Origin of the sequence: Nodosilinea nodulosa PCC 7104 (genome assembly GCF_000309385.1) — a bacterium.
GTDB lineage: Bacteria > Cyanobacteriota > Cyanobacteriia > Phormidesmidales > Phormidesmidaceae > Nodosilinea > Nodosilinea nodulosa.
The window spans coordinates 3534436-3552175 of record NZ_JH976537.1; the positions used below are offsets into that span (position 1 = coordinate 3534436).

Annotated in this window: 15 protein-coding genes and 1 tRNA gene; 10 read left to right on the forward strand and 6 right to left on the reverse strand. The window is 54.0% G+C overall.

Features of this window, described 5'->3' with window-relative positions:
- Positions 1-154: 154 nt before the first annotated feature.
- Both LEPTO7104_RS38375 and LEPTO7104_RS40170 read right to left on the reverse strand, forming a co-directional pair.
- Entirely contained in the window at positions 155-400 is a 246-nt protein-coding gene (locus tag LEPTO7104_RS38375) for a helix-turn-helix domain-containing protein (protein WP_026072771.1), read from the reverse strand.
- Between the two features lie 90 nt (positions 401-490).
- On the reverse strand, positions 491-805 hold the full coding sequence (locus LEPTO7104_RS40170) for a hypothetical protein (protein WP_155523662.1): 315 nt from the start codon (positions 803-805) through the stop codon (positions 491-493).
- 116 nt (positions 806-921) lie between these two features.
- Between LEPTO7104_RS40170 and LEPTO7104_RS40175 the strand changes: the two genes are divergently transcribed.
- The 5 genes from LEPTO7104_RS40175 to cas12k all read left to right on the forward strand — a co-directional run bounded on the left by LEPTO7104_RS40175 (position 922) and on the right by cas12k (position 6148).
- On the forward strand, positions 922-1290 hold the full coding sequence (locus LEPTO7104_RS40175) for a hypothetical protein (RefSeq protein WP_155523663.1): 369 nt from the start codon (positions 922-924) through the stop codon (positions 1288-1290).
- 1048 nt (positions 1291-2338) lie between these two features.
- Entirely contained in the window at positions 2339-2986 is a 648-nt protein-coding gene (locus LEPTO7104_RS0116275; RefSeq protein ID WP_017299644.1) for a hypothetical protein, read from the forward strand.
- A gap of 576 nt (positions 2987-3562) precedes the next feature.
- Positions 3563-3961, forward strand: coding sequence for a Mu transposase C-terminal domain-containing protein (locus LEPTO7104_RS40180; protein WP_155523664.1), 399 nt, complete (start codon positions 3563-3565; stop codon positions 3959-3961).
- Between the two features lie 312 nt (positions 3962-4273).
- The gene (locus LEPTO7104_RS0116280) at positions 4274-4792 is read left to right on the forward strand and encodes a hypothetical protein (RefSeq protein WP_017299645.1); all 519 of its coding nucleotides are present in this window, start codon (positions 4274-4276) and stop codon (positions 4790-4792) included.
- A gap of 24 nt (positions 4793-4816) precedes the next feature.
- The gene (gene cas12k / locus LEPTO7104_RS0116285) at positions 4817-6148 is read left to right on the forward strand and encodes a type V CRISPR-associated protein Cas12k (RefSeq protein ID WP_017299646.1); all 1332 of its coding nucleotides are present in this window, start codon (positions 4817-4819) and stop codon (positions 6146-6148) included.
- 1135 nt (positions 6149-7283) lie between these two features.
- Here the strand turns inward: cas12k and LEPTO7104_RS0116290 are convergent.
- Positions 7284-7356: transfer RNA gene (locus LEPTO7104_RS0116290), tRNA-Ala, on the reverse strand.
- Between the two features lie 159 nt (positions 7357-7515).
- On the opposite strand from LEPTO7104_RS0116290, the gene LEPTO7104_RS0116295 reads away from it, so the two are divergent.
- From LEPTO7104_RS0116295 to LEPTO7104_RS0116315, 5 genes are all read left to right on the forward strand, one after another.
- Positions 7516-8592, forward strand: coding sequence for a RuBisCO accumulation factor 1 (locus LEPTO7104_RS0116295; RefSeq protein ID WP_017299647.1), 1077 nt, complete (start codon positions 7516-7518; stop codon positions 8590-8592).
- Positions 8593-8601: 9 nt separating this feature from the next.
- Positions 8602-8811 (forward strand): hypothetical protein, encoded by a 210-nt coding sequence (locus tag LEPTO7104_RS0116300; RefSeq protein WP_017299648.1) that lies wholly within the window; start codon positions 8602-8604, stop codon positions 8809-8811.
- Between the two features lie 210 nt (positions 8812-9021).
- On the forward strand, positions 9022-10758 hold the full coding sequence (locus tag LEPTO7104_RS0116305) for a potassium channel family protein (RefSeq protein WP_017299649.1): 1737 nt from the start codon (positions 9022-9024) through the stop codon (positions 10756-10758).
- 94 nt (positions 10759-10852) lie between these two features.
- A complete protein-coding gene (locus tag LEPTO7104_RS0116310; RefSeq protein WP_017299650.1) occupies positions 10853-12358 on the forward strand; it encodes a DEAD/DEAH box helicase in 1506 nt (501 codons plus the stop codon).
- Positions 12359-12839: 481 nt separating this feature from the next.
- Positions 12840-13541, forward strand: a complete 702-nt coding sequence (locus tag LEPTO7104_RS0116315) for a hypothetical protein (protein WP_017299651.1) — start codon at positions 12840-12842, stop codon at positions 13539-13541.
- 154 nt (positions 13542-13695) lie between these two features.
- Here LEPTO7104_RS0116315 and secG read toward each other — a convergent pair whose 3' ends face one another.
- The 3 genes from secG to LEPTO7104_RS0116330 form a co-directional block, all read right to left on the reverse strand.
- Positions 13696-13950 carry a preprotein translocase subunit SecG gene (secG, locus tag LEPTO7104_RS0116320; RefSeq protein WP_017299652.1) on the reverse strand — a complete coding sequence of 85 codons (255 nt, stop codon included), beginning with the start codon at positions 13948-13950 and terminating at the stop codon, positions 13696-13698.
- A gap of 147 nt (positions 13951-14097) precedes the next feature.
- On the reverse strand, positions 14098-15696 hold the full coding sequence (gene gpmI, locus LEPTO7104_RS0116325) for a 2,3-bisphosphoglycerate-independent phosphoglycerate mutase (protein ID WP_026072772.1): 1599 nt from the start codon (positions 15694-15696) through the stop codon (positions 14098-14100).
- Positions 15697-15976: 280 nt separating this feature from the next.
- Positions 15977-17686, reverse strand: a complete 1710-nt coding sequence (locus LEPTO7104_RS0116330) for an ABC-F family ATP-binding cassette domain-containing protein (protein ID WP_017299654.1) — start codon at positions 17684-17686, stop codon at positions 15977-15979.
- Between the last annotated feature and the right edge of the window lie 54 nt (positions 17687-17740).

Genomic DNA, 17740 nt, shown 5'->3' on the forward strand with positions numbered 1-17740 from the left:
GGCTTAAGATCCTTCAGCGTCTACATGCGCCTTCAAAGCATCGTTACTAAGAACCGAGGCTGCGCCAATCCCTATCTTCCTTGACTGGAGCAACAATTCTCCTGACCCTGACCACTTGTAGATATGGGATCAGCTTGTCGCTTCAGAAGTGGGTTTACTCCGCATCCTCAATTCCATAATCAACAAACAGTCTTGAGACGGTAATATTCAAGGCTTTGGCAAATTGGTCAATCGATTCAAGCGTCGGATTGCGCTCTCCTCGCTCGACACTCGAAACATAGGTTCGATTCATACCAGCCCTTTCGGCCAGCGCTTCTTGAGAAATATCTAACTCTCTTCGGCGACGGCGAACGGCTTTGCCGAAAAGGATTTTGATGTCGGCTCGATTGCTGTTTTCCACAACTCAATGTTCATGAGTTGTATCTCATAAGTCTACATACATCTAGGTACATAATGTATCTTATGAGATACATTCGAAGTATAGTGTTGTCTATGCGAGGATTTTTAGCGTATCAAGAGGCGCTGGATGGGCTGCTGGAGCCATTTCCAGAGTCCTGGCGCGAAACGTATCCCAAGGAATGGCCTCAACAGCGGTTTGATCAAGGTGACAAGGTTTGTTGGAAAGCGCGGGATTCTGATGGGAGAGAAGTCCTTGACCACGGTGTTGTAAGGGGATACGGCATTCGTCCGGTGGAGCATTGTGGGCAATGGCGTTGGAATTACCTGATTGAGCTGGATGAAGCCAGTCCTTCATTTGAACGAATGCGGTACGTACTGCTATGGCAGGACGACATTCTTGGGCCATGGAGTGTCCTTGCCAGTGTTGAAGAGAGGAACTGTCTTCTCTGACTGTCCCCCTGAGCCTGTGCCAGTTACCTGAGTTATGACGATTAATCTTGGTAAATCACTCAAACCCAGACTATGACTGTATTTCGTGATTATGAAGCCGCAATTATTGCCTTTAGGCATCCTGCTGACTACCTGCCGCAAAGCGGAAAGACATCCAATTGTGATCAAAGGAAATTTGATGTGGGTGATCAGGTGTGCTGGTATACGGCTCAGCCACAGTCTGGAAGAGGAAGAAAGTGGGGACGGGTCATCCATTGGGGTTATATCCCTGAAAGCGAGGGGGGACAGGGTGATTGGTGCTACATCGTTGCGGTGCCGGAGAACAAGCCCTTCCAAAGGCAGGAGCGATACGCTGTCGTTTGGCAGGCTGATTTAGTCGATCCTCGGTTGATACGGCTCTCCAACTGGCGTGTTCGTCACCTGAAAGCAGCCGAGTCATGAGGCATCCACGGAGCCTTGGGGAGCAGGAACTCGCTTTACTGAAGTTCTACTCGAAATGCACGTTGAGAATGTCTCCTCAGGAGTTCTATAGCCGCTGGGCTGTCACTCATGCCCAAATGGCTCAGATTTGCGGATGTTCACTGCCGACTGTAGACAGGTGGTTTGCTCAGGGAGAAGGACGTAGGCAGGCAGAACCGTTATATCAGCGTCGGTTAGCGGAAATGCACTTCTTGTGGAAGCACTACGACAAACTGCCTCCTGGGTTCAGGCGGTACAAAGAGTTCCTATGTCCGCCAGTGGACCAGGGTGATGATCTATCACGGTGATAGTTAAAGGGGTTCAGATGCTGTAGACCTCAGTAACTTGAGGCTAATTCTATAGGGTCACTCCTGGTGATTAGCCTTTCAATTTCACGGCGACAGATTTCGCTATCTCCCACCCTGCAAGCCATTGCTAAAGCCTCCGCTAGTCGGCGGGGATTACAGTTACGCTTCCAGCAGCAACTCAGTCAATGCCTAGTAGACTACAGAGCCTCGGAGACCCTAGAGCTTCACGAGGATGTGTTGCGATGGTGTGTTTGGCGGTACTCCGAACAGGTTGTATTTGACCCGTTGGAGGAACTCAACATCTGGTTTAGCTATCGCGGCGGGCAATTCTTGGCACCGGGTTACCAGCCTCTTTTCTACAGTCGTAGTGAAAATCATTCTGTATCCCCAAGCAAGACAGCCGTGGCGGGCATTGGAGAAGGGGTTTCTGGATTTCTGGCTCAGCGGCTGTATCGCTGCCGTAAGTTAGCCCGGCCCATCCAAGACTATCCAGACATCGTGATGAACGCGACCGGTAGCGGCGCGATCTACCTGGTGGAGTCCAAAGCCTCTACAGGCTCTCCAGTGGCTCTCCATCGAACCATAGACGAAGAGGTAATCCGCTTGGCTTCTTACGCTTCTGCCTGCTCAGAGCTAAATACGCGCCCTATCAGGGGGCTTTTGGTGGCGACAGCGTGTCGGAGCACTAATGAGTATCAAGCCTACCTGACGGAGATTTTGTTATGAAATTTCTGTACTCCCCCAGTGGGGCTTACTTGTTCGAAAACTTGATTGACTTGCTACGCAACCAGGAGCGGCATAACAACTTGGTCGTTGATGCCACCTTCAACGAGCTAGTCAAAGAGACCATGCTGGAGAAGGCCCAGTTTGAGCGGCTGACAGATGTAGCGCTGCTCAGTACGTCCTTAGATCTGGTAATTCAGAGTCTAGACTCAGAGCTGAAGGCAAGGGGGGTAGATGTCGATTTCAGCTCTTACAGGAAGGATGCTCAGAATCGGCTAAAGTTTGCGGCTAAGGAGATGGCAAGCCTAGCTGCTGCTGCACATGAAGGCGAGAACCAGCGGCAGGTGCCTGAGCCCCTGGTAACGGCTCAGGGAATTCCGTTTCAGCTTACCTCCCTGAGAATGGGAAGCCAGTTTAATGGGCTGTATGCTTTTGCTGTAGAGACAGCGACATTCGACTTGGAAGCTCTTCAGAAGAAGTATCCAGTCGAAGGAGACTGGTTCCCCGTAACAATTTCTGAGAATGACTTCCTGTTTATCGTGGACTACAGCTCGGTTATGGTGAACCTGAGTCATTTATCGCATGACCACTGGGCTAGAGCGAAAAGTGAGTTGGTTGAAATGATGAACTGCTTAAGGCCTGCTTGATTGATGTTGAAGAGAGCTCTTCTGGGCTTGTGGCAGAGACTACACGCAAGAAACGCTTTCCTTCTGTCCAGAAACTAAAACTTTGCTACGCCTTGCCATAAGTTTTGCCTATCAGCGCATATCCATAAGAGCTGCCAAGAGTTGATTGTGGGTATCTGGCAAAGCGGCACCCTCAACTGTCGCTCAAACAAGCTCCTGCTCTCGATCTTAGGCCATCATGCCTACCTTAATTTCTTTAGCCAGTTATCCGATCTTGCCTGCCGATGGATGGTTAAAAGAGGCAGTTGGCTTAAGCCAGAATATACACTTCTATACAAACAAAGAAGCTAGCTTATATCAGAAGAATAGGCCCATTTAGACAGGTTCAATAGTCTTTTAATTTTGCTTACTTATCTATAGTCAATATCCTCTATTTATAGGCTTTTCAGGCTTTGGCTCAGGATAATTAAAGCAAATTGCTTAAGCCACTTCTCCTAAGAATTCTCCCCTAAGAATATCTTATGATTCCTGTAATTTCTGAGAATCGCTTGTTCAGCTAGTGTAGAATCCAGCAAAACTGCTGATTTAGGTTTTGCCATGAGTGAGCTACCGTCCGAGCCAACTCCAGATGAATTTGATAATGAATCTCAAGACGAAGTCCAACCCGACGTACCTAATAAGCAAAAGCTTGATTTATGCCTCCTGAAGCAACTATTGTGTAGAAAGATACAAAGATTTGGTACTGTGCAAGTTTTTCATCAAATTTATCAAGGAGATTGTCTATTGGATCCCCAAATAGACAGGGTAAGTATTCGCTACGACTCAAGCAACATAATCTATATTCTTGCTTACACAGAAGAAAAAGTAGATACACCTTCCCAGTTTTTGGGTGTCCTTAAAATTAGAGATAGAAAGAAGGACAAGCTGTCTTTGACAAATCTAAGACTAGAGCAAAGACTAATTCGTGAAAGATCTAAAACAATTGAACCTTATTAGAAATAACAGGAGCAATTGCTGACTCCAATTCTCTCCATAGACTTTTGAAGTTACATAAGAAATCAATAGCTTCGTTTTGCTATGGTCGATTCATTGTAAAGCGCAAGTTCTCTGAAGTGCATCAACCTGGCTCAGAACCGCTGCCAGCCCTTGCGACCATCGCCAAAGCAAAGAAACGTAGCCCTCATAACATTGGCCTTGCGGTCTCTTGTAGGCCTCGTGGCAGATACTACACTGCAAGCATTTTTGAGCAGGTAATGCACTCTTGAATTGGCCCAATTGAAAAACCGTTGGATTTAAGGGTTTGCTGTTATGAGCAATATGAGAACCTCTGAGTGCCGGTTGGTTTCTAGCTATTGGGAACGCCCCTCAAAAGCCAAACCTGACTCTATTGCGTTAGCCAGCGACGACACGAAGGCATACTTGTGGAGCTTATCTGTAGGAAGTACCCACCTTTGTCAAGAACTTAATAAGCGCATATCTAACCATGAGCTTTTTGAGGACTGGGTTCAGAACGCCGAAATACCTGATGCAGAAATCAAAAAGATCTGGAAGGAATTAAAAGAAGGAGAAATGTTCAAACATATTCCAGAAAGATTTTGTCGCTCTGGGTTGCTTACCATTCAGAATATTTATTCAAGCTGGCTTTCCGGCCGGAGAAAGCTGCAAGACAGATTAAAAGGCTTGGAGTATTGGCTCAGCATCGTCAAAAGCGATATTGAGCTAGTTTCAGAAAGTGGCCTAGATATAGAAGAGATACAAGTTAGGGCAGAAGAAATAATTAATGATTTACAAGCCGAAGCTCAAGCGAGTTCAGACTCCCAAAAATAGGCATCAAGTAGTCTCATCGGCTCCTTGTTCAAACTTTATGATGAAACCGAACAAAGTACGTCGCGAGATAAGGCAGCAATTATTTATCTAATTAAGAATGGGTGCAAGATTCCTTCTTGTCAGGAAAATCCAAAAAAGTTTGAAGAGAATCGTCTTAACAAACAAAAATCGATAGAACGAATAGAGAGAAAATTGGAAGGCAAGACGCCTAAAATCCGAAAATTTCCACTGTACCCAATTGCATTTTATAGCAGCGATGATCTGCGGTGGTCTCTTATAAAGCGAGAAGATCCTAAGACGAAGGATATCAAAGAGCGCATCTTTGTAACTTTTAAGGGTATGGGAAGAAACCGGATTTTTGAAATCTGCTGTGGTCGTCGCCAGCTTCCAATATTCCAAATCTTTCTTGAGGATTGGCAGCTTTATCAGGGAAATGAGAAAGAGTATTCCCTGGACATGGTTTTGTTAAGATCAGCCTCTTTAGTTTGGCGTAAGTGTAAAGAGAGCTCTTCTAAAGAGGCGGCCAATAGTTTAATGGATGCTTATGAACCTTATCTCAAAGTTACTATTGACATAGATAATCTGACTACTGAAGGGGCAGGGGTGATTCGTGATGAGAAGTTAAAAGACGTAGAGCGACGTATTCAAAACTACGGGAAATTAGCTGAAGATAAAGACTTAACCCCAAACCAAAAGACGAACTTGAAGCAGTTAAAGAGCAGAGAAACTGGCTTAGGCAATTGCTTTCCTCGCCCATCTAAGCCTGCCTATGAAGGGAATGCCAACATAGCCATAGGAATCAGCTTTTGCCGACAAAAAGTAATAGCCGCAGCTATAGTTGACCTTAAAAAGGGCAAAGCTATTGTTTATAGAACTGCTCAGCAGCTTCTCGGCAAGGATTACTCGCAAATTCCTGAATATCGCCACAGACAGCGAACTAATCGTAACAAACGACGTAAGCTTCAGTTGCAAGGAAAGAATGCTTCAATCACGGAAGCAGGCCAAGGAGTTCACCTGAATAGGGTTTTAGCCAAAGCTTTTGTCAGACTAGCTGAAGAGTACAACGCTGGAGTGATTGTTTTACCTAAAACTGATGGACTTCGAGAAATCATTCAAAGTGGGATTGAGGCTATGGCTGAACAGAAATATCCAAAGGACAAGTCACGCCAAAGGCAGTTTCTTAAGGAATACCGTATCAGTGTGCACAACTGGGATTATTTCCGTCTTAGGCGATCTATTGAAGAGCGTGCGGCTAAGGTCGGGATTCCTGTGAAGGTAGGCTGCCAGCCATCAAAGGGATATCTCCCGCAAAAAGCTCAACAAGTTGCTCTATCTGTCTTAGAGCGCGTGGTTTAGGTCGACAGCCCTAATCTTGTACCTTGAAAACCAAATATTGATTTATCGCGCCTCCGCTCATGCCCGAAGGAGCCTCTGAGCCGGAGGAAATGGACCTCTTTTCTACCGCAAGGTAGTTCTTTCCAGTCCTTGGTAGAAGTGCTTCCTTGTGAAGTCTGCCCGCCCCTGCTCTGCTGCCTCTTGTGGGTAAGGAAACTTACTGTCAAGGGGGATTAAGTCATGCTGGTGAAGTTGCTCTCATCTAGTATGGCGTAGGTCGCGCCCATGTACCAGGGGTAAAGCTCTAATTTTTTGGAGTGTATAGCTCTTCTTAGCGAGAGTGAGATTATCTCAGTGGCAGCTACCACCCAATGCTGAACTAGGCTTTGGTTCGCCTAAGCTTAGGGATTATCCACTACTTCCTTCACGTTCCTGGCAAACCCAAGCAGGCTCAAAAATCCCTAGAGGGTTTGCCAGGATTGTTAAAACTCTTATCTAGCAAGGGTTTACGGCTAGATGTGCTCAGGCTTGCTCTAACGCTTTCTTTGCGAAAGGCTCAAATCTTGAGTACCTGACTGACCTTTGCCAAAAGCTGTCCTGAAACGCAGGCAAAGCAGCCACTTGAGCCCTCAGGGGCTGCTTCTAGCTTTCCTCCCATGAGTGGATAGAAAGAGCACAACACACCCACTTCTAAGGACACAGACCCATGTTGCTTTTAGCTTTCCTCCTATGAGTGGATAGAAAGCTAGAGCGCCATCAGTTGCTCTATGTGGCCCTCACTGTTGCTTCTAGCTTCCCTCCCGAGAAGGATACAGAAAGGCGAAGGCTACGGGGCTCACGGGACTAGACATACGAGTTGCTTTTAGCTTCCTTATCGAGAGAGGATAAAAAACCTTGAGCTTAAGTTGCAAATAGTGGATAGAAAGGAGCACTTGTATGGCATATACGGCACAGTTGCGTGCTTACAGCCATAAAGTTGCTTATTTTGATACAGGATAGCTAAGCGGCATGCAGTATTTTTCTCTCACAAGAGCCATTTAATTAGCAAACGTTTTTAGTACATTTGACCTGACGAGGCTGAAACGTACAGAATTACGTGCCATCGCAGCATTAGTTGCTTAAACACAACAAATATCTGCTTAATGGACAAATTAAATGGAGCTAAGCGGGTTCGAACCGCTGACCCCTTGCATGCCATGCAAGTGCTCTACCAGCTGAGCTATAGCCCCGAGTGCGCCGACTATTGCGTTGAGCGCATCAACAATAGTGACCCAAGGAGGGGGCCACCGTCAACCCCAAACTTTGCCCCATTTTTATTCCCGGTTGCGATGAAGGGCAGTCATCCGCGATAGAGTCAGGGAGAATGTAGTGTTAACGTGGCAACGACAATGGTTTCCCCCGGTTCTTCTTCACCCCCCGATGCCGATGCGGTGCAGGCCATACTGCTCAAGCTGCGGCGCAAAGAGGGCACCTGGGTCGACTGGGCCCAGGGCTGCCAGGCGCTGCAAAAGGCTGGGCTAAACCCCCAGCAAATCTTTGAAGAAACGGGGTTTGAGCCGATTCAGCAAAACCAGATTGTGGTGGCAGAGCAGGTCTATCAGTCGGCGATTAAAGCGGGGGTGGCAGAACCGACTAAGGCCCACTTTACCCGCCAGGGAAGCGATACGCTCTACGAAATGCGGCTTCTCTCCCAGACCGACCGCGCCAGTATGGCTGACTTCGTCTTGCAGCATGGCCTGGATTCTGAACAGGTGCGGGATTTAGTCAAGCCGATTAAAGAATATTCCTACCGCAAAGAGAAGCCAACCGGCTTTGAGGATGGGCCAGGAGATGCGATCGCCTACCACTTTTGGAAGCTGGCCCGCCAAAAAGACGACCTGCAAGACCGCTCCCGGCTGATTGCCCAGGGGCTGCGCTTTGCCGAGAGTGCCGGCGCCCGCCAGCATATCGAAAAACTGCTGACCGACTTTACCGTGGTCAAAAGTCGGCCTGCCCCAACGCTGCCGCTGTACCGATTGGAAACCGAAAGCGAGCTACCGCGCATGATCCCCGTGGTGGGGCAAATGCCGCTGACGGTAGATGACCTGAAGGCGGTGCCTGTGGTGGTAGCCGAAGAACCGTTTAGCATGGTCAGCGCAACCGGGGCCAGCGCCTGGATTGCGGTACCGGGCTGGCAGGTGATCTTTCGGGCCGAGGATCCGGTGGGCGTGCTCACCCAGGCGCGCCAGCTGCCCAACTACCCCGCCGATGCCGCCGATGAGGCGGTACTGGTTGTGGTCGATCGCAGCGATCGCACCTGGGATGACGAGGGCTACTTTCTGACCGCCGAGGGAGACTCCCTGACCCTGGTCTGGTCTCCCAGCCCGCTAGAGACGCCCATTTTAGGCAAGATAATTTTGATTCTGCGGCCCAAGCGCGTTTTAGATGAAAACTACAACCGTGAACTCTGGCAGCTAGACGAATAGGAGGACAGGATGGCCATAGAACGACGCATGTCGCGCTCCATGTTTTTAAGTACCGAGGTGGTTGAGCTGCGGCAAATGTGCTTCACCCCCGGTCGTGTATTCGAGCCGGGTAAGTACCTGGCTGGGGATCTGCCCGATACCGCCTTCGAGATGGGGTTGGTAGACAAGCTCCCTCCGGTGCGGGGCAAGAGCGAGGAGATTGAGGACGGGCTGGATTGATGGGGCGTAGGGGCGTAGGGGCGTAGGGATCCTGTCGTCCCCTCACCCCCTCACCCCCTCACCCCCTCACCCTCCCTCCTCCCCCTCGTCACTCAAACTTTTAAAACAACGTGATCTAAGCTACAGCAGCCACTGCCCTCAGCCTCGACAACAGAACATAGCGTATGCCGTGGTTTCGCAATGGTGGCAACTTCCTTAAATACTCTGGAAATGCCTCGACCCCAGCGGCCCCAGATCATTGTCTGCGGGCTAGGGCGCACCGGACTGCGGATTTTTAATCTGCTCCGGCAGCAGGGGGCCAGGGTGGTGGGGGTGAGCTATCATCCCATGCCAGGGATCGGCGGTGAGGTGGTGATTGGAGAGCTGCGATCGCCCACGACCCTGATTCAGGCCGGCATCCATCAGGCCCAAACCCTGGTGCTGGCCACCTCCGACGATGCCCTTAATTTGGCTATTTTGACCCAGGCGCGCATCCTCAACCCCAACATTCGCATCATCAACCGGCTGTTTAATATCAGCCTCGGCGAGCGCCTCGACCACACCCTACCCCACCACGTCAGCCTCAGCTCTGCGGCCCTGGCCGCACCGCTGTTTGCCTTTGCGGCGCGGGGCAACCGAGCCATCGGCCAACTGCGCCTGTTCGACCTCACCTGGCCCATGTACGAAGAGGTCATTACCCCCCAGCACCCCTGGCACGGCAAGCCCCTCAAGGCGCTTTGGGACAACCGATCCCAGCTGCTCATTCACTACCACTCGGCGCGCCGCCCCATCGATCTGGTGACGGCGGTGGTAACGGGGGAGGTGTTGGAGGTGGGCGATCGCATTGTGGTGGCGACCCAGCCCCAGCAGCCCATGCTCAAATCGCGGCAGATCGCTCAGTTTTGGCAGCGCCTGGTCGTCACCCTCGACCACGGTCGTCGCCGCGCCCGCGCCACGCTGCTGGTAATTTTGGCGTTGCTCATCACCATCGGGCTGGCCACCTTTACCTACCTGTGGAACAGCCTCAATACCAGCTGGGTAGATGCCCTGTATTTCTCGGTGGGCATGATTACGGGAGCTGGGGGCCAAGAGCAGGTGGCCGAAAAAGGCTCTGCCGCCATCAAGGTGTTCACCGCCGTCATGATGCTGGTGGGAGCCGGGGTGATTGGCATCTGCTACGCCCTGCTCAATGATTTTATTTTGGGATCCCACTTTCAGAGCCTGTGGAGCGTGGCCCGCATGCCTCGCCAGCACCACTACATTGTCTGTGGCTTAGGGGGGGTGGGCTATCGCATCGCGACGCATTTACAATCCACCGGTCACCAGGTCGTCGTCATAGAGCAAGATGCCAACAACCGCTTTTTGCCCTCGGTCAAGGCGCTCAAAATTCCGACTATCATTGCCGATGCCAACATGACCTCTACCCTTGAGACCGTCAATCTGGCCTCGGCCCAGGCTCTGCTGGTGGTCACCAGTGACGACACCGTAAATCTGGAGATTGCCCTCACTGCGCGCAGCATTAGCCCCCAGGTCACCGCCGTGGTGCGCATCTACGACGCTGAGTTTGCCCAGCAGGTGCAGCAGGTCTTTGAGTTCGACCAGGTGCTCAGCCCCATGGATTTAGCCGCTCCTACCTTTGCCGCCGCCGCCCTGGGGGGCCGCATTCTCGGCAACGGCATGGCTGGGGATCTGCTGTGGGTGGCGATCGCCACCCTGATCACGCCCAACCACCCTTTTTACAATCAGCCAATCCAGGCCGTAGCCCAGAGCGCCCACCTGGTCCCTCTCTATATCGAGAGCCGCGACGGTCAAGGCACAACCCTCAAAGGACCTCGCCCGATCCACGGCCATGATTTGCTCAACGTAACCCTCGCCGACGGCGACGTGCTCTATCTAACTATGCCCGCCAATCGCCTCGACTGCCTGCAATACAGCCCTGCATCAGTGACAGAGGAGATGAGGGGATGAGGGGATGGGGAGATGGGGGGATGAGGGGCAGAACCAGGTTGAGAATGACTGCCGGGCTGGGGCGCTACAATACCCCCAGCAACTACCACACACCATGGGGCGTACACCCACCCTCACCTACGATCGCGGCACTCTCATTCTCCATCCGCCGCCGCGCGGCAAAACCTGGATCGACTTTGCCCACTGGGACGATCGCATTGAGAAATTTCGCATTCCTGCCCAGCAGTACCGTGACCTGGTTGAGACTCTGCGGGCCGATCGGGTTGCGTTTGAGGATAGGGTTCACGCCTTTAACCCCCTGGCGCTGGATCCCCGCGTTTCTCTGAACCCCTATCCCCACCAGCAGGAAGCGCTCCAGGCTTGGATTGACCAGGGCTGGCGTGGAGTGGTGGTGCTGCCCACCGCCAGCGGCAAAACCTACCTGGCCCAAATGGCCATGCAGACCACGCCTCGGCCCACGCTGATCACCGTGCCCACCCTGGATCTCATGCACCAGTGGTATGCCCATCTCACGGCGGCGTTTCCCGATGTGGAGGTGGGGCTGCTGGGCGGTGGCTCTAAGGATCGCAGCCCCATTTTGGTGGCCACCTACGACAGCGCCGCTATCCATGCCGAGAGCCTGGGCAACCAGTACGCCCTGCTGATCTGCGACGAGTGCCACCACCTGCCCAGCGACTTTAACCGGGTGATTGCCGAATATTCCATCGCCCCCTACCGGCTGGGCCTCACCGCCACCCCCGATCGCGCCGACGGTCGCCACAGCGATCTCACCCAGCTGCTGGGGCCTGTGGTCTACCAAAAGTCAGCGGCGGATCTCTCGGGGGATGCCCTGGCTCCGTTTCGGATCGTGCCGATTAGCGTCAAGCTCTCCCAGGCCGAACGGGAGCGCTACGATCGGCTGCTCGATCAGCGCAACCGCTTTTTGCAGGAGGCCAACATCTGGCTCAGTTCGGCCCAGGGGTGGCAGCGGTTTGTGCGGGCCAGCGCCCAATCGGCCGGGGGGCGACGAGCAATGCTGGCTCACCGAGAAGCGCGGGCGATCGCCCTGGGCACGGAGGGCAAGCTGCGGGTACTGGCCGATCTGCTGGCCCAGCACTACCCCGACCGCACCCTGATCTTTACCAACGACAACGCCACTGTTTACCAAATTTCCGAGACGTTTTTAATTCCCGCCATCACTCACCAAACGCCGGTCAAAGAGCGCCACGCCATTCTCCAGGCCTTTCGCAGCGGCGAGTACCCCACGCTGGTCGTCAGCCACGTGCTCAACGAAGGGGTCGATGTGCCCGAGGCGCGGGTGGCCATTTTGCTCTCGGGCAGCGGTTCAGTGCGCGAGTACGTGCAGCGGCTCGGACGCATCCTGCGCAAGGGCAGCGGTGACAAGCAGGCGGTACTCTACGAAGTGGTAGCCGAAGCAACCACCGAAGAAGCCATCTCTAGCCGCCGTCGCCAGGGGGTACAGCATCGAGGTGACCAGCCGCGTCAGCTGGAGCTGGTGCCAGTCAAGCCAGTTTATCCAACCGATTTGCCAACCTTACCCAGGGCTGCCGAACCTGAGGGAAGGTTGGGCTCAGCGGATCCCGCGATCGAATCCTCCTGACCGCAGTTAGGTGGCAGCCGATTGTGCCACCGGCCTCTAGATAACCGATTCCTCCGCAAATCTACGGAAGGCCGTTTGGCGAGCCTTTCATCGAACCGGAGCACCTTGCTTACCCACCCCATTCGCCCTCGGCTTAACAATTGTTCCTGCTTTGCGTATGATCCCAAAGAAGTGGCTATAGTTCCGTCCAGAAAGTCGCTCAGCCGCTATCTTAGTAATAGGTTAAGGTCTTGCTAGGTCAGGGCTGAGGGCGCTAGCGTCTAAGGCTGAAATCTGGGCTTTATCCACAGCTTATTGCCAGGCTTAGGTATCTTGGGCTTCCCCCCACAGCCCTTATATTCCTAATAATTGTTCTGGCTATCGCTAGGGAGCAGAGCCAATTGCTGAGCGTTTTTGGCCCTTCTGAGTCGGTTTTTCGCAGTTTGTGCGGCGATCGCGTCCTTGCCTACTGTATCCATTTTTACGTCCCTTGTCTTCGTCCATGAGTCAACTGTTTGCCACGGCCCTGCTACTTACCCTCGGTGCTGGTTCAGCGGGGTTGTTTGCCGTATCCAATCAGCCCACCCTGGCCAGATCCTCGGGCCCTGGCCCCATGCAGGCGGGTCTTTTACGGTCTGGTGCTGCGGTATCTGCCCTGGCTGGCTACCTGGCCCAGGTCGAGCCTGAAGCTACCTCGACTGACCAGCCCCAGGCGGGTGAGGCGATCGCGGCGAATATTTGCGCCAATCTGCCCGACTGGCAGCGCCCCTCCGACCTGGCCCAAATCAAGCAGCTAGAGTCTATGCCTGGCTATGGCGAAGCGCTCCAGAGCGATCCCCTGGCGGAACTGGCCAAAGCGTGGTGGAGCAACGAGTTCTTTTCATTCACCACCTACGGTCTCAGCGCCCGCACTGACCCCCTCTATCTGTCTGGGGTATGGACGGCCATGGATGATACCTGGGGCTGCTACAGTGCTGACCAGCCCGAACAAATCAACCGGGGAGAACTGGCGGAGCTGTGGCTGCTGCACCATCGCCTGGTCAACCTCGTCTGGCAAGATGAGCATTACCTGGCCACGGTAGAACCAACGGATACAGGCCTCCAGCTAGTCCAATTTCCTCGGCGAGAGCACAATCAGGGCTTGCCCCTCAGCATTGTGACTACAACCGGGCAGGCCCTCGCTGTCATGTCGGGAGACTGGTAGAGCTAAACAGCCCACAATGGGCTTCTACTAAAACACCCCTGGCGCTGTAAACCAGGGGTGTTATTTCATCAATAAATTCACAAATTCTGCGCAGTCCCGCGCAGCCCGGTAGATATAGCTGTTGAGAACTATACCCAGGGTGCGTGAGGAGGCGTTAGCCGACGGGAGGGGTTGCCGCCCCATATAGCCAGGGTGCGCTGAGCACCACGGTAAGGCCCATAAACAGCACGGTCAGCGTCCAGGTAACGCGATTGAGGGTTGTTTCGGCGCTTTTGGTGCTGGTAAACAGCTGAGCCTGGCCGCCTAACCCGCCCAAGCCGTCGCCCTTGGGGCTGTGCAGCAGCACCAGAGCCGTCAGACCAACGGCGGAAACCATCCAGATAACCTTCAAAATTGTGATAACTAGCATCGCGTTCTTAGACTAACCTGCTCAAGATAATGGGGAGGGCGGCGGGCCAACCTCAGCCAGTATGAATAGCCCAATCTTCACTATACCCTACGGGTTGGGGCATTAGCGCTGCCGGGCCTGCGGCTAGGCTTGCTACCCAGGGATCGCCTAGATGGACAGCTTTACCGGGGTGCGGTTGTTGCGAATCTCTACGTCGGCGGGAAGGAACATCGATCGCCCCGTCATCTCCTGGGGCTGGGGCAGCCCTAAAATTTGCAAAATAGTCGGGGCAATGTCAGATAGCCTGCCATCTTGCCGCAGATTGACGTCGCCGCCGTAGGCGGGCACCTTGAGCTTTTCCCCTTCGACCAGGATAAAGGGTACGGGGTTGGTGGTGTGGGCCGTCCAGGGCTTGTGGTTTTCGTCCCACATCAGCTCGGCGTTGCCGTGGTCGGCAATGATGATGGCCGTCCCCCCCGCCTTGCCAATGCTGTTGATCAGCTGACCCAGCTGGTGGTCAACGGCCTGGAGAGCGGTCACGGTGGCCTCCATCTGTCCGGTGTGGCCCACCATGTCGGGGTTGGCGTAGTTGATCACCACCAGGGAGTAGATGCCTTTTTCAATGGCGGCGATCGCGGTTTGGGTGACGGCCTCTGCCGACATCGCTGGGGCTCTGTCGTAGGTGGCTACCATGGGGCTAGACACCAGCTCCCGGTCTTCGCCTTCCAAGGGTTCTTCCAGACCGCCGTTAAAAAAGTAGGTGACGTGGGCGTACTTTTCGGTCTCGGCGGTGCGAAACTGCCTGAGCCCGTGGTTAGCCACCACTTCCCCCAAAATGTTGCTCAGGTTTTGGGGCTGAAACGCCACCTTTACCGGCATTTCCGGGTCGTACTGGGTCATGGTGACAAAGCTCAAAGGCGCCACAAGCTCCCGCTCAAAGCCCTTAAAGTTGGGATCGACCAGGGCCTGGGTGAGCTGCCGCGCCCGGTCGGGGCGAAAGTTAAAGAAGATAACGCCGTCTTCGGGCGCGATCGCCCCTGGGGCCAGCCGCACCGGCTCTACAAATTCATCGTTGATCTCCTGGTCGTAGGAGGCCAGGAGGGCTTCCATCGCCGTTTGGCCGCTGCCCTGGCCAGGATCGGTCATCACCCGGTAGGCCTTTTCCACCCGATCCCAGCGGTTGTCGCGATCCATGGCATAGTAGCGACCGCTGAGGGTAACCAGTCGGCCCAAGCCGAGCTTATCGACGAAATCCTGAATCTTTTGCACCGCCACCTTGCCCTCGGTAGGCTTGGTGTCGCGTCCGTCGGTGATGACGTGAATGCAGACCTGATCGATGTCCTGGGCTTTGGCCATCTCTAGGAGGCCGAAGAGGTGAGACAGGTGGGAGTGCACCCCGCCCTCGGAGCACAGCCCCACCAGGTGCAGCTTGCTGTTGCGGTAGCGGACTGCCTGGCAGACCTCTAGCAGAGCCTCATTTTCTTGCAGGGTACCGTCTTCCACCGCATCCGAAATGCGGACCAATTCCTGGGGCACAATGCGCCCGGCCCCGATGTTGAGGTGACCCACTTCAGAATTTCCCATCTGACCATCGGGTAGCCCCACATCTTTGCCCGATGTGCGAATTAGGGTGTGGGGATAGGCGGCCCACAGACTATCCATAACCGGAGTCTTTGCGGCAGCTACGGCATTGCCGTCGGCATTCTCCCGATATCCCCAGCCGTCGAGAATAATGAGCACCATCGGCGGGATTGACGCTTGACTCATGGGTGAAAATCCTTGGGATTTGGACTAACGTCTCGGCGATCATACCATCCGGAAAATTAGCCCCGATTCTGAGCCAGGGCAGCGCCAGGATGGCGATTGTGACAACTACGCAAGTCAAAAAGCTGCGCTACAGGAATATTTAAAACCTGATCAAATGAGGCAGAACCTCACCTGAAGATCCAACTACTGCGATCTAAACCCGCTTTTCAACCCGGCGGTAGAGCCACGAGATCCACTTAAGCAAGATTTTTTATAAAAGGCATATTACTCTACAACTGCGTCATTTTGTAGCACCGGCCTTGCGCTTGGTCTGCTGCTGTTTGCGTTTGGCCTCGGCCTTGGCTTTTTTCTCGGCCTCCAAGGCTGCCCGCTGGGCGGCTTCGGCCTCTTCGGCTACTTTGTCGAGATAGTAGTGGTAGTCGCCCCGGTACAGGCGCAGTTCGCCGTCGCGAATCTCGACAATTTTGGTGGCCACGCGGGAGATAAAGTAGCGATCGTGGGAGACCAGCAGCACGGTACCGTCGTAGTGCTGAAGGGCTTCTTCCAGCATTTCTTTGGCGGGAATATCCAGGTGGTTGGTGGGCTCGTCGAGCATCATTAGGTTGGCGGGGCGCAGCAACATTTTGGCCAGGGCCAGGCGGGCTTTTTCGCCACCGCTGAGGGCCTTGACCTGCTTAAAGGCCATGTCGCCAGTGAACAAAAACCGCCCTAGCAGGGTGCGGACTTCTTCGTTAGTCCAGTCGGGCACTTCGTCGTGGATGGTGGCAATCACGGTTTTCTCGAGATCGAGCGCCTCGGCCTGGTTCTGCTCGAAGTAGCTGGGGATCACGTTGTGGTTGCCCACCTCAACCTTGCCGTCGGTGGGGGGTTCTAGTCCGGCAATCATGCGCAGCAGGGTCGACTTGCCCGCGCCGTTGTGGCCCAAAAAGGCAATGCGATCGCCCCGCTCAATTAGCAGGTTGGCCCCCAGAAACAAGATCTTGTCGTCGTAGCTGTGGGTGAGATCTTCAATGGTGACCACCTCGCGCCCGCTGCGGGGGGCGGGGGGAAAGCGAAAGTGCAGAGTGCGCACGCTGCCGGTGGGGGCCTCAATGCGCTCGACTTTTTCGAGCTGCTTTTCGCGGCTTTTGGCCTGGGTGCTGCGGGTGGCGCTAGCCCGAAAGCGATCGACAAAGGCCTGCTGCTTGGCAATTTCCTTCTGCTGGCGCTCAAAGGTGCTGAGCTGGGCGGCTAGGCTTTCTTCTTTTTGGGTCAAATACGCGGTGTAGTTGCCCAGGTAGGTGGTCGAAACGCCCCGCTCGGTTTCGACAATCTGGGTGCAGAGGCGATCGAGAAACTCCCGGTCGTGGGAGACAATTACCATGGGGGTGGTGAGCTTTTTGAGGTAGCCCTCCAGCCACTCAATGGTGTCGAGGTCGAGGTGGTTGGTAGGCTCGTCGAGCAGCAGCACGTCGGGGGCTTGCAGCAATATTTTGCCCAGACCCATGCGCATCTGCCAGCCGCCGCTAAACTCGCTGACGTAGCGATCGCCGTCGGCCGCCTCAAACCCCATCTCGGGCAAAATTTTCTCGATTTGCGACTCCAGCCCGTAGCCGCCCAGGGCATCAAAGCGCCGCTGGAGCTTGTCTAACTCGTGGATTAGACGATCTAGCTCGTCGGGGTCGGCGGTCTCCATCAGAGTTGGAATGTGGTGCAGCTTGGACTGCACATCGTTGGCCTCTTTAAATACTGTCCAGAACTCGTCGCGCACGGTATGGCTGGGGTCGACCTCAAACTCCTGGGACAGGTAGGCGATCTTGAGGTCGGCGGGGCGAATGATGGTGCCCGTGGTGGGTTCGATTTTGCCCGTGATGATTTTGAGCTGGGTCGATTTGCCCGCGCCGTTGACGCCCACCAGGCCAATGCGATCGCCCGGCTTCACCTCCCAGTTCACGTCCTTGAGAACCTCCCCAGTGGGATAAATCTTGCTGATGTGCTCTAAACGCAGCATGGGCGGCTCCAAAGGCAGACTTCAACGGACGGGAAGTAAACGAATCTTTACCAA

Coding starts and splice junctions, on each gene's coding strand:
- LEPTO7104_RS40170 (WP_155523662.1), bottom strand. CDS start 805: ATGGCCCAAGAATGTCGTCCTGCCATAGCAGTACGTACCGCATTCGTT.
- LEPTO7104_RS40175 (WP_155523663.1), top strand. CDS start 922: ATGACTGTATTTCGTGATTATGAAGCCGCAATTATTGCCTTTAGGCAT.
- LEPTO7104_RS0116275 (WP_017299644.1), top strand. CDS start 2,339: ATGAAATTTCTGTACTCCCCCAGTGGGGCTTACTTGTTCGAAAACTTG.
- LEPTO7104_RS40180 (WP_155523664.1), top strand. CDS start 3,563: ATGAGTGAGCTACCGTCCGAGCCAACTCCAGATGAATTTGATAATGAA.
- LEPTO7104_RS0116280 (WP_017299645.1), top strand. CDS start 4,274: ATGAGCAATATGAGAACCTCTGAGTGCCGGTTGGTTTCTAGCTATTGG.
- LEPTO7104_RS0116295 (WP_017299647.1), top strand. CDS start 7,516: ATGGTTTCCCCCGGTTCTTCTTCACCCCCCGATGCCGATGCGGTGCAG.
- LEPTO7104_RS0116300 (WP_017299648.1), top strand. CDS start 8,602: ATGGCCATAGAACGACGCATGTCGCGCTCCATGTTTTTAAGTACCGAG.
- LEPTO7104_RS0116305 (WP_017299649.1), top strand. CDS start 9,022: ATGCCTCGACCCCAGCGGCCCCAGATCATTGTCTGCGGGCTAGGGCGC.
- LEPTO7104_RS0116310 (WP_017299650.1), top strand. CDS start 10,853: ATGGGGCGTACACCCACCCTCACCTACGATCGCGGCACTCTCATTCTC.
- LEPTO7104_RS0116315 (WP_017299651.1), top strand. CDS start 12,840: ATGAGTCAACTGTTTGCCACGGCCCTGCTACTTACCCTCGGTGCTGGT.
- secG (WP_017299652.1), bottom strand. CDS start 13,950: ATGCTAGTTATCACAATTTTGAAGGTTATCTGGATGGTTTCCGCCGTT.
- gpmI (WP_026072772.1), bottom strand. CDS start 15,696: ATGAGTCAAGCGTCAATCCCGCCGATGGTGCTCATTATTCTCGACGGC.
- LEPTO7104_RS0116330 (WP_017299654.1), bottom strand. CDS start 17,686: ATGCTGCGTTTAGAGCACATCAGCAAGATTTATCCCACTGGGGAGGTT.